This is a genomic window from Nocardia sp. NPDC050408 (genome assembly GCF_044458905.1).
Taxonomy (GTDB): Bacteria; Actinomycetota; Actinomycetes; order Mycobacteriales; family Mycobacteriaceae; genus Nocardia.
Window position 1 is genome coordinate 76,683 of the sequence record NZ_JBITIL010000019.1, and the last position, 12,490, is coordinate 89,172.

4 protein-coding genes are annotated in these 12,490 nt (G+C 68.1%); all 4 read left to right on the top strand.

Features of this window, described 5'->3' with window-relative positions; translation table 11 throughout:
• Nucleotides 1-43 precede the first annotated feature (43 nt).
• From ACIBJI_RS35255 to ACIBJI_RS35270, 4 genes are read left to right on the top strand one after another with little or no spacing between them, the layout of a single operon-like run.
• A complete protein-coding gene (locus ACIBJI_RS35255; protein WP_397087659.1) occupies nucleotides 44-6,991 on the top strand; it encodes an SDR family NAD(P)-dependent oxidoreductase in 6,948 nt (2,315 codons plus the stop codon).
• Entirely contained in the window at nucleotides 6,984-11,420 is a 4,437-nt protein-coding gene (locus ACIBJI_RS35260) for a beta-ketoacyl synthase N-terminal-like domain-containing protein (protein WP_397087661.1), read from the top strand. The genes ACIBJI_RS35255 and ACIBJI_RS35260 overlap by 8 nt, the downstream gene beginning before the upstream one ends.
• Nucleotides 11,417-11,725 carry an acyl carrier protein gene (locus tag ACIBJI_RS35265; protein ID WP_364344955.1) on the top strand — a complete coding sequence of 103 codons (309 nt, stop codon included), beginning with the start codon at nucleotides 11,417-11,419 and terminating at the stop codon, nucleotides 11,723-11,725. The genes ACIBJI_RS35260 and ACIBJI_RS35265 overlap by 4 nt, the downstream gene beginning before the upstream one ends.
• Nucleotides 11,725-12,465, top strand: a complete 741-nt coding sequence (locus ACIBJI_RS35270) for an alpha/beta hydrolase (protein WP_364344952.1) — start codon at nucleotides 11,725-11,727, stop codon at nucleotides 12,463-12,465. Before ACIBJI_RS35265 ends, ACIBJI_RS35270 begins: the two co-directional genes overlap by 1 nt.
• The last annotated feature ends 25 nt before the right edge of the window (nucleotides 12,466-12,490 follow it).

Sequence of the window (12,490 nt, forward strand, 5' to 3'; positions counted from 1 at the left end):
GTACGGCCGGCGCATCTTATGTCCATCGCGGAGGAAGATGCATATGCCTAGCACACCGAATACGCGAGATCTCGTCGTCGTCGTCACCCCATTCACGGAGCCGAACGCAGCGTTGGTTGTGGCGGTGGAGCGTGCCGGTGGGCTGGGCGTCCTCGACCTCGGGCGCAGGCCGGACATCGCACGTGCCGGTCTAGCGGATGTGTGCCGGTGGTGGACGGGACCTTTCGGCGTCCGGGTCCCCTCCGGCTGCGACCTCACTCCCGCCGATCTGCCCGACCGAGTCGACACGATTGTGTTGCCAGCACCCCTGTTGTCACCGGGTGCCCAATCGCCGTGGCGGACCGCCGGTGTGATGGGCAAGCGGCTACTGGCCGAGGTGGTCTCGCTGGCCGAGGCGAGCACGGCAGTGGCGGCCGGTGCACACGGCCTGATCGTCCGGGGATGTGAGGCGGGTGGCCGAGTCGGAGAGTTGACGACATTCGTGCTGCTGCAACAGCTCTTGTCCGAGCCGCGAATTACCGTGCCGGTCTGGGCCGCGGGTGGAATCGGGGTGCATTCAGCAGCGGCCGCCATTGCCGGTGGGGCAGTAGGGGTGGTGCTGGACGCCCAGCTGGCGTTGGTAGCGGAAATGGATCTGCCCCCCGCCGTCGCCGCCGCGATCCGGGCTATGGACGGCAGCGAGACGGCGGTCGTCGGCGGTCATCGGATCTACGTACGCCCCGACTTGCCCGTAGCTGGAGCGGGCGCGACCGAACCAGATCCGGCCGCGCGACTCGGTGCGCGTGACCTGCGTACTCAGTTGCTGCCGGTCGGCCAGGAAGGCGCCGTGGCCGCAGGGCTGGCGCAGCGGTATGTCACCGCCGCAGCGGTGGTCCAAGCGGTACGCGCCTCGGTTGCCGCTGACCTGAACACCGTTGTCGAACGCCGGCCCCTGGCGGCGGGGGCGGTATTCGCCGCGGCACATGGCCTGCGGTATCCCGTGGCACAGGGACCGATGACGCATGTCAGCGACAAGTCGGCGTTCGCCGCAGCCGTCGCCGACGCCGGCGGTCTTCCGTTCCTCGCGCTGTCGCTGCTGTCCGGCGAAAAGACCAAGGCGCTACTCGAACAGACCGCAGCCCTGCTGGGCGACGCCCCTTGGGGAGCCGGGATCTTGGGGTTCGTCCCGGGTGAGGTACGGGATGCCCAGATGGAGGCGATCTTCGCGATTCGTCCGCCGTATGCGCTCATTGCGGGCGGACGGCCCTCGCAGGGGGCGGAGCTCGAGGCGGCAGGCATCCCGACATTCCTGCACGTCCCCTCGCCTGGGCTGCTCGACCAGTTCTTGGCGCAGGGTTCGCGGCGGTTCGTATTCGAAGGGCGCGAGTGCGGCGGCCATGTCGGTCCGCGCAGCAGCTTCGCACTGTGGGATGTCCAGGTGGAACACCTGCTCGCTTTCGGTGAGCGAGCCGCCGATGAAAGATTCTTCGAGGACCTGCAGATCCTCTTCGCGGGCGGAATTCACGATGAGCGATCCGCGGCGATGGCGGCAGCCTTGGGCGCTCCGCTGGTCGAGCGTGGCGCAGGGATCGGGGTGCTGATGGGCACCGCCTACCTCTTTACCGAGGAGGCGGTGGCGGCGGGCGCCATCATGCCGACCTTCCAGCAGGCGGCATTGCAGTGCGACGGCACCGTGCTCCTCGAGACTTCGCCCGGGCATTCCACCCGGTGCGCAGACTCGCCCTATGTGCGGGCCTTCCAGGACACCAAGCGACAGCTCGTCGCCGATCGGGCACCACAGCAACAGATGTGGGCGCAGCTGGAGCAACTGAACCTCGGCCGGCTGCGCATTGCCAGTAAAGGGCTGCGACGCGAGGGCGAGCAGATCGTCCCGGTCGGCGAGGACATCCAGCGTGCCGACGGGATGGTCATGATCGGCGACGTCGCTGCACTGCGGTCTGCCACAACGACGATGCCCGTGCTGCACTCCCAGGTGAGCGAGGGTGCCACCGGACTTCTCGGCGCGCGCGCGGCCGAGCTGGGCTTCGACGCCGACTTCGGTTCGCCCCGAGAGCGTGCGGCAGCACCATTGGATGTGGCGATCATCGGAATGGCCGGTGTATTTCCGGAGGCCGGGGATCTGGCGCGGTACTGGACGAACATTGTCAGCGATAGGGACACCGTTACCGAGGTGTCGCCGGACCGGTGGGATCCCGAGCTGTATTACGACCCGGAAGCGGTTGGACACGCCGGCGGGCGTAAGACCCCGTCCAAATGGGGCGGCTTCCTACCCGACGTGCCGTTCGACGCACTCGAATTCGGTATCCCGCCCGCATCGCTCGCCGCCATCGAACCGGTGCAACTGCTCGCGCTGGAGGTGGCCGCCCGCGCGCTGCGCGATGCCGGATACCGGGTGTTGGATGACAGGGCCGGCGGCGGGGGCACTGGTCGCGAGTTCGATCGGGAACGCGTTTCGGTGGTGTTCGGCACGGAGGCGGGCACCGACCTCGGCACCGCGTACGGCTTCCGCTCCCTGTTCCCCAGCTACTTCGGGACCCTGCCGGAAGCGTTGGATGCTCATTTGCCCGCCTTGACCGAAGACAGCTTCCCGGGCGTACTCGGCAACGTGCTCGCGGGCCGTATCGCCAACCGGCTCGACCTCGGCGGCGTCAACTACACGGTCGACGCGGCATGCGCCTCATCGCTGGCGGCCCTGGACACAGCATGCAAGGAACTACAGGCCGGAACGAGCGACATGGTGCTGTGCGGTGGCGCCGACACCCACAACGGCATCTGCGACTACCTGCTTTTCGCCGCGGTCGGCGCGCTGTCGAAGAGCGGTCGGTGCCGCACGTTCGATGGTGCGGCGGACGGCATCGCGCTCGGTGAAGGGGTTGGGTGCGTAGTGCTCAAGCGTCTGACCGACGCCGAACGCGACGGCGACCACATTGTCGCGGTGATCAAGGGCCTGGCCGGCTCCAGTGATGGGCGCTCGCGCGGATTGACCGCTCCGCGGCCGGAGGGGCAGCGGTTAGCGATGGAGCGTGCCTACCGCATGGCTGGTGTGTCGCCCGCTCGGCTGGGCCTCATGGAAGCGCACGGCACCGGAACAATTGTCGGCGATCGAACCGAATTGTCCACATTGACGACGTTTCTGACCGAGGCCGGTGCACCTGCCGGAGCCTGTGCCCTGGGATCGGTGAAGTCCCAGATCGGGCACACCAAATGCGCTGCGGGTTTGGCCAGCCTGATCAAGGCGGCGCGAGCAGTGCACGCGGGAGTGCGCCCGCCGACCGGTAACCTACAGAATCCGAATGGATACTGGCAGCGCGAGAACAGCCCGTTCTTCTTCGATACAGCTGCCCGGCCGTGGTGCACACCGGCCGCCGAACGGATCGCAGGGGTGAGCGCGTTCGGCTTCGGTGGCACCAACTTCCATGCGGTGGTCGCTGGCTATGGCGGCGCACCAGAGCCCGCGCACGGCCTCGATGAATGGCCCGCCGAGCTGTTTTTGTTCCGCGGTGTCGACCAGGCCGAGGCGGTGCGGGACATCGATCGCTTGGCCGAGCTGATTGCGGCAAACGACGCAGCGGGGCGGCCCTGGCGGCTGCGCGACCTCGCACTTACGGCCGAGCGGCATCCCTCGACCGCCGATGTGCCGGTACAGGTTGCACTCGTGGCCGGTGACCTGGACGAACTGGCCGAGAAATTGGAGTTGGCCCGCGCGTTCCAGACCGATACTTCCGCTGGACTGTACGTCCGCGCGCCGCAGGTCGAGCCCGGACAGGTGGCCTTTCTATTCCCCGGTCAGGGCTCACAGCGGGTCGGGATGCTCGCCGACCTATTCGTGGCCTTCCCCAGGCTGCGAACTCTGATAGCCGACGACAAGGTGGCCGGCGCGATGTTCCCGCCCGCGGCGTTCTCGCCGGAGGATGTGGCAGGCCAGCGAGCCGCCTTGGCCGACACCAGGGTCGCGCAGCGGGCACTCGGAGCGGCGGGCATAGCCATGCACCAGCTGCTTACCTCGCTCGGTGTCCGGCCCGACGCGGTTGCGGGTCACAGCTATGGTGAGCTCGTCGCGCTGTATGCGGCCGGCGTATTCGATGCGGATGAGTTGCTCGATCTGAGCATCGCGCGTGGGGAGGCGATTCACGCCGCGGCAGTGTCCGCGGCAGACGGGGATCCAGGGGCGATGGCAGCCGTAGCCGCAACCCCGCAGCGGGTCCGAGCCGTCTTCGCCGGAAACTCCGGCTGCCAAGGTGCAGTGGTGGCAAACCACAACGCTCCCGCGCAAACTGTCATCTCTGGGCCCACTCCCGCGATCGAAGCCGCAATCGCCGGTTTCGGCGAAATTGGGCTGAAGGCCACCAAACTTCAGGTCGCGTGCGCCTTCCACAGCCCGGTCGTCGCCGGAGCTGGCGAGCAGCTGGCCGCCGATCTGGGCCGGTACTCGGTGGCCGAACCGTCGATCCCGGTCTGGTCGAACACGACCGCGTCGCCGTATCCGGGAGTGCCCGGATCGATCCGAGCGATGCTCATGCGCCAGCTCGCCGAGCCAGTGCGCTTCGCGGACCAGATCGAGGCAATGTACGACTCCGGCATTCGCGTGTTCGTCGAGGCCGGACCCGGTCGAGTGCTGACCGGGCTGGTCGGTCAAATTCTCGCCGGGCGCCCGCACACGGCGGTCGCCTGCGATGTGCCGGGCGAGCCCGGGCTGCGCCGGTTGCTGCTCACAATCGGCGAGCTCGCGGTGGCGGGCGTGCCGGTCGACCTGACGCCGCTGTTCCACGGCCGGGACGCGACGACCGTGTCGACGTCCTCCGTTGCGCGACGACCCGGATGGATCGTGAACGGCCACCTGATCCGGACCGCCGCAGGCGAGTACCTCCCAGGTGCATTTAAGCCGGCCCGCGAACTTGCAATCCAGCCCATTCCAGCGGCGGGGCGATCCGAACCCGACCGTGATGGCGCGGTCTTGGAGTACTTGCGGTCCACGCGCGAGGTGATGGGTGCCCAGCGTGACGTCATGCTGGCGTACCTCGGCGCGCCGCTGCCGGCACCACCGGCGCAGACGCCGGTGCCTATCGAGGCCCCCGCCCTGGTCGCCGTGGAAAGTGCTGCAGCGGTCACGGACGTCATCCCGGTCACGCCGGAGCGCGCACTCGATGCGGTGCGCAAGATCGTCAGCGAACGCACCGGCTATCCAGAGGACATGCTGCAAGCCGATCTCGACCTGGAAGGCGATCTGAGCATCGACTCCATCAAACGCATCGAGATCGTTGGCGCCTTACAGGAGCACACATCTTTCTTGGGATTCAGCGCGGCCGCGCCCGACGAGTCGGTCGTTGAGGAACTCGCCCAGCTGAAGACGCTGCGAGCGATCGTCGATTGGCTCCTGGCCCGTGTGGGCGAATCCCTTCGGCCACCCGCGCCCAGCGAGGCGACCACGGACAGCGAGCAATCCGGTTCGGAACCGCCTGCCGCAGCAAGTTGTTCGCGTTACGTGGTTCGGGTCGCTCCGCTACCCCCGCCAGGCGGCACCAACGGGTCCGGTCCGGCGAGCTTGTTGGCCGGGCGTCGGTTCGCGATCATCAACCCCGATCACGGCGTGAGCCGAGAACTGGCAGGGCTCCTGCGACGGCATGGCGCCGAGGTACTGCTGTCGCCGGATGGTAACGGGCACGGGTCGCTTTCTGACGCCGATACGGTCGTTCACCTGGGCGCCATCGCTCTGGAGGGGCCGCCCGTGCTGCCAGGCGGCTTCGGCGAGATGCGCGAGGTCTTCCTCGGCGGGGCTCAGCGGCTGTTGGTCGTGACCGCGTTCGGCGGCCGCTTCGGTCAGGTTTCCCCGGACGGCGGGCGAACCGCGGGCCTAGGCCTGCACGGGCTGGTGCGAACGATCGCGCAGGAATTCCCCGAACTCGTCGTGCGCGCCGTCGATGTCGATCCCACGGATGCCGCGGAGCGGATTGCCGCGCACCTACTGGCCGAGTTGCTCGGGGCCGATGAGGAATCGCCCGTAGTTGTCGGGTATCGCGACGGCGAGCGCGTCTCCCGGCGTATCGAGGCGGCCCCGCTGGAGCGTGTGCAAGGCGCACAGGCGGAACGGGAACTGGGGCTGAATGCTTCCTCGGTTGTCCTGTTGACCGGAGGCGCTCGCGGCATCACCGCCAAGGTTGCGATCGGATTGGCCCGCGCCAGCGGGTGCCGTATCGAGTTGCTGGGTCGTACACCGCAACCGATCGAAGACGAGGATCCCGCAACCGCGGACGCACCCGACTCGGTAGCGCTGCGGCGTGCCGTGATCGAGCTGGGTACCCGGGCGCCGGCCGAGGTCGAGGTGCGCACACGCCAGTTGCTCGTTCAGCGGGAGATCCGTTCCACGATGGCAGAGCTGAACCGGTATGCCGCTTCCGTGTGCTACCACGCCGTCGATGTCCGAGATCCCGACGGAGTGCGCGGTGTCGTCGAGAATATCTCCGAACGACACGGTCGGCTCGATGGCGTGATCCACGGTGCGGGCGTGCTGGACGATCGGATGCTTCGGGACAAGAGTCCCGAGGGATTCGAACGGGTCTATTCGACCAAGGTCGACGGGGCCAAGGCGCTCGCCGACGCTGTGGACCCCGACCACCTTGCCTTCCTCGTACTTTTCGGCAGCGTGTCGGGCGTTTACGGCAACCGTGGTCAGGTGGATTACGCGGCTGCCAACGACGCCCTCGATACCCTCGCGCACATCTGGGCAAAACGTTTCACGGGACGCGTCGTGTCGGTGGATTGGGGTCCATGGACCTCGTCCGGGGGCGGCATGGTCTCGGCTGAGCTGTTGCGGGAGTACTCCCGCCGGGGCATCGAGGCGATCGACCCCGACGAGGGCGTCGCTTGCCTTCTGCGGGAGCTGGCGCAGGGCGATAGCGCACAAGTCGTGTACTTGTGTGGATCTCCCGAGGCGTACGGCGCCGATTCCGGTGCACCGGCCAGGCTGCGGCGCAATGGTTCCCGTGATGGCTGAGAGCCGGGGCCCCACCGGCCAGGACGTCGCCGTCGTCGGGATCGGCGCGGTGTTTCCGGCTGCGCCGAACGCCCAAGCGTTCTGGCGAAACATCGTGGCGGGCGTGGACGCCATCACCGAGGTTCCCGCCACCCGCTGGGACCCCTCGTACTTCCAGCCGGACTTGCCTGCCGCGAGTGACCGGATGTACTGCCGCCGAGGCGGATTCGTCGATGATCTGGCGACATTCGACCCCGCGGCGTACGGCATCATGCCGGTCGCGGCGGCGGGCAGTGAGCCGGACCAGCTGCTGGCGCTGCGCGTGGCCACCGAGGCGGTTGCCGATGCCGGCGGCGAGGACCACCTGCACGATCGCAGCCGAGTCGGGGTCATCGTGGGCCGCGGCGGCTACCTGTCGGCGGCCGGCGCACGCCTGGACCAACGGGTTCGCACGGCGCATCAGCTCGTAACGACTCTCCGCGAGCTGGTACCGGGGCTTGCCGAGGACGAACTGGTGCGCGTGCGCGAGGCCTTCCAGGAGAAACTCGGCCCCGATCGGCCCGAGGCCGCGATCGGGTTGGTGCCGAACCTGGCGGCTTCGCGCATCGCCAATCGGCTCGACCTACACGGCCCCGCCTATGTCGTGGATGCTGCCTGCGCCTCCGCGCTTGTCGCAGTCGACCTGGCCTGCTCCGAACTGGCCACCGGCCGCTGCGACACGGTGATCGCCGGTGGGGTGCACCACACCCACGACATCGTGATGTGGTCGGTCTTCACCCAGCTCGGTGCCATCAGCCGCCGACAGATGATTCGCCCGTTCCATCGCGAGGCCGATGGCCTGCTCATCGGCGAAGGCACGGGGATGGTTGTGCTCAAACGGCTCGCCGACGCTGAACGTGACGGCGACCGGATATACGCCGTGATCCGCGGTACGGGCGTCTCGAGCGACGGACGGGCGGCCACCCTGATGGCCCCCCGGATGGAGGGCCAAGTGCTCGCAGTGGAGCGGGCGTGGCGATCCGCCGGCTTGGACCCCACCGAACCGAACGCGATCGGTCTGATGGAGGCCCATGGCACCGCGACGCCTGCCGGTGACCAGGCCGAGCTGGCCACCCTTACCAGCGTTTTCGGGCCGGTCATTGCAGCGGCGCCGGACATCGGGATCGGTTCGGTCAAATCCATGATCGGCCACGCCATGCCGGCCGCCGGGATCGCTGGCCTGATCAAGGCCATCTGCGCCGTCCATGACGGTGTTCTGCCGCCGACCCTGCACTGCGAGGACCCGCGTCGCGGGTTTACCGGCAGCCGGTTCGTCCCCATCATTCAGGCTCGGCCCTGGGATAGCCGGGCACACGTTCCGCGCCGAGCCGCAGTCGACGCGTTCGGGTTCGGCGGGATCAATGCCCACGTCATCGTCGAGCAGCCGTCCGAAGGGCACACAGTTCGCAGGCGGCTCGCCGGTTCTGCCGGTGCCGTCATCGAGGCCGATGCTCGTTCCGGCCGGAATGGGAACAGTTCCGTTGAATGCCTGCTGCTCCTCGCCGGGGCCGGCCCCGAAGATATCGCGCGCCAACTCGACGCCGACGACGAGGCGCTGCTCGCGCAGGCGGCCACCGGCCCGCGCATCGACGGCAGCCCCGCCCGGCTAGCCATCGTCGGCCCGAATAATCAGCGGCTCGCGTTGGCGCGCAAGATCGTTGCTCGGGGTACGCCGTGGCGGGGCCGAAACGACATCCACTTCGCGCCACAACCCCTGCTCACCGACTCCGGTGGCCTCGCTTTCGTCTTCCCCGGTCTGGAAGCTGGGTTCGAGCCCCGCGTGGACGAAGTGGCGTCGCACTTCGGGCTACCTGTGCCGGCGTTACGGCACGGCACCGACTTCATCGAGCAGGCTGTCGACCTCATCTCGATGGGTCGAATACTCGCCGCAGCGCTCAGTGAGCTCGGCGTGGTCCCCGGCGCTCTCAGTGGGCACAGCCTGGGCGAGTGGACCGCGATGATCGTCGGCGGCCTGTACCAGCGCCAAGAAATTGACGCATTCCTCGACTCGTTGCGGCCAGGTTTCGCGAACGCGCCCGACTTGGTCTACGGGGCGCTCGGCTGCTCGGCCGCGCAGGCAACGTCCGCTCTCGGCGAGCTTATCGGCCCGGACGGTGTCGTCCTGACGCACGACAACTGCCCGCATCAGTCGGTCATCTGCGGCCGACCGGACCGCATCGACGCTGCGATCATTCGACTCCGCGGAGTCGGTGTGTTGGCCCAGATGGTGCCGGTCCGTACCGGATTCCACTCGCCGATGATCGAGCCTTTCCTAGGGCCCGCGCACGAGGCGTTGCGCCGCCTCCCGTTGGGACGGCCCCATATTCCGGTGTGGTCGGCCACCTCCCTCGAACCCTTCCCGGATGCCGCCGATGAGATCCGGGCGCTGGTCATCCGGCATCTCATCGAGCCGGTTCGGTTCCGGCAACTGATCGAGCGCTTGCATGCCCGAGAGGTGGTGGCCTTCGTCCAGGTCGGGCCGGGCAGCCTGCCCGGATTCATCGAGGACACGCTGCGTGGCCAGGAGCACCTGGTCGTGTCCGCGGACGTTGCGAAGCGTGGCGGGCTCGACCAGCTCCGCAGGGTTGCTGCCGCTCTGTGGGTGGCCGGACTTTCACCGCGGTTCGAGCGGCTGCCCGGCACCCCGCCGCCCGCAGGGCCGCAGGTCACAACGATGCGACTCGATTTGGGCAACCCGCTGATCCGCTTTGACGGAGCCCTCCAGCCGCTCACTACTTCGTCCGAACGGTCGGCCGGTGCACGAGCCACCGGTCACCCCGTTCTCGTTGAGCTGGACGCCCTGGTTACCGAGGTAACTTCGGATGCCCAGGCGGTTGTCGACGCCTGGAGAGCCAGCGGCGTCCCGGCTGTGCCGGTCACCTCCGCAGGCGATGCCGTGACCGAGGTGAAAGCGACCACTACCCAGGTGTTCTCGCTGGAGCGGATGCCCGAGCTCTCGGACCACTCGCTGCGGCCCGTGCCTCCCGGTTGGCCGGACCCCTCCGACGGTTTCCCTGTGGTTCCCCTGACGGTGATGCTCGAGGTGATGGCTGACGCGGCTCGCGACCTGATTCCCGGCCGCGCAGTGATCGGGTGGGCGAACGTCCGCGCCCTGCGCTGGCTGTCCGTGGCGCCGCCGACGACCGCGACGATCCGGGCAGTCGCACAGGGCCGGGGGACCGATGGCGTCGACCGAGTCGCCGTGACGATCGAGGGTCATTCGAGCGGTACGGTCCTCCTCGCCGCAGAGCCCCTGGAGCCGCCGGCGCCGAGCTGCGAGCCGCTCACCGGTGAGCGCCCGCCTGTGGTCGACGGGGCCGAGTTGTACACCGAACACTGGGCCTTCCATGGCCCACGTTTCGCCGGCGTCGCCGATATCCTGTGCAGCGCCGAAAACGGCCATCGCGGCGTTTTGGTGAACCTGCCGACGCGGGGCGCGCTGCTCGATGCGGCGGGCCAACTCATCGGGCATTGGGCGCAGATCAGCCTGGACGCCGACAAGACAGTTTTCCCCGTGGGCTTCGCGGCGATTCATATGTACGGTCCGTACCCCGAAGTCGGAGAACTGCTGACCCAGATGGTCTGGATCCGCGAGGTCACGGCCCAGCAAGTCCGCGCCGACTCCGAGCTCGTCGACAGTTCGGGCCGGCTGTGGGCCCGGATCGAGGGCTGGACCGACCATCGATTCGCCAGCGACGAGGTCACCTGGCCGATGAAATTCGCACCGGAGTCCCGCGGTGTCGGCGAGATGCAAACCGGCGGCTGGTGTTTGGTCAAGGAACGGTGGCCGGACAGCGGGTCGCGTGAGCTGGCCATGCGTAGTTACCTCTGTTCCGCCGAGCGTGCCGAATACACCCGACTCGATCCGATGGAGCAGCGGCGCTGGCTCCTCGGCCGGATCGCCGCCAAGGATGCCGTGCGCAACTGGCTGTGGGCGCGCGGCGGCAGTTCCATGTATCCATGTGAACTCGCAGTAGTCGACGGCGAGGCCGGCTCGCCGCACGTTAGCGGCGGTCGGGTCCCTCGTGACCTGCGGGTCTCGATCGCGAACACCAACTGCCGCGGGCGCACACCCGGTCTCGGGGTCGCACTCGCCGGGACAGGCCCCATCGGGATCGGCGTTCAGGCGCTTACCGAACGCGGCGATGGTGATCCAGCAACGTCGGCAACCGCGTTCTCCGCGGCCAAACAGGCGGTCGTCGAGGCACTGGGACCGCCCACATGCCCAGACGACCTCGTGGTCACCGACTCGACCCCAACCGGCGGGCCTGACGCCGTTCTCACCGTGACCCTCAGGTCCCCCGATCACTCGGTTTGGCGGGTTCGGACCACCCTCGTCGGACAGGCGGATGCGGCATTCGTCGTGGCGTGGACGGACCCGGCTTCGGAAGAAGGAGAGGGACAGCTATGACAGCCGATGGCACCGACCACCGGGTCTTCGACGAAGTGGTCAGCATGCTCACCGAAGTGATCGGCGCGGACTTCCTGCTGGATGTCGAGATCAGCCCGTCCACGACATTCAGCGAAGACCTCGCGATGGAGAGCATCGAGTTCGTGGCGCTGGGGGGCAAGCTCGAGCAGCGCTACGGCGAGCAGGTCAACTTCGTCGAGTTCGTCGCCGACATGGACATCGACGAGATCATGGCGATGGACATCGGCCGCCTGGTCTCCCATATCGAGGGGTGCCTCGCGCGCCCCTCTGAGGTGATCGACTGATGGCGTTCGTGACCGCACGTGGGGCACGGTTCCACACGGTGGAGCTGGGGTCGTCGGGACCGCGGGTGGTGATGCTGCATGGGTTGTTCACCGCAAGCCTTGCCTCCTGGTATCTGACTGTGGCTCCGGCCCTTGCCGCCCGAACTCGAATCCGGCTTATCGACTGGCGCGGCCATGGCCTGAGCGAGCGCACGCAGTCCGGCTACGGCTCCAACCAGATGGCGCGGGACCTCGCCGCGCTGACCGAGGACCTGGACCGGTTCGCCATCGTCGGCCATAGCTTCGGAGCGATCGTCGCGGTGCGCTTCGCGCTTGCCCAGCCCGACCGCGTCACCCGAATGGCACTCGTCGATCCGCCGCTCGCGGACGGCGCACGTCCCTGGTGGACACGTGATGAAAGCCGCCTGACACGTGAGCAAGCACGTGCTGCATCGCCGCGCCCCGGCGGGCAGAACCGGGCCGGACTTGCTTTGTGTCGGTTGATCGAGGAGACATCGATCCTGTCCGAGCTGGAGGCCGAACCCCCGCTGTCCGGCGTCGGCCTGCGAGAACTAGCCCAAATTCCGACGCTGATGGTCGTGGGGGCCGAGTCGCCGTACCGCGCGGCGGCCGAGGGAATCGCCCAAGGTAGCCCGGGAATGTTCTTGCGGGTTCTGCCCGGCGGCCATGATCTGCAGGTCGCGGCCAAGCGACCACTGGCTGATCTACTGGTCAGCTTCCTGGAGGTGCCCGATGGCTGAGGCTTTCGCGAACGGCGTGCGCTTC

Coding starts and splice junctions, on each gene's coding strand:
- ACIBJI_RS35265 (WP_364344955.1), top strand. CDS start 11,417: ATGACAGCCGATGGCACCGACCACCGGGTCTTCGACGAAGTGGTCAGC.
- ACIBJI_RS35255 (WP_397087659.1), top strand. CDS start 44: ATGCCTAGCACACCGAATACGCGAGATCTCGTCGTCGTCGTCACCCCA.
- ACIBJI_RS35260 (WP_397087661.1), top strand. CDS start 6,984: ATGGCTGAGAGCCGGGGCCCCACCGGCCAGGACGTCGCCGTCGTCGGG.
- ACIBJI_RS35270 (WP_364344952.1), top strand. CDS start 11,725: ATGGCGTTCGTGACCGCACGTGGGGCACGGTTCCACACGGTGGAGCTG.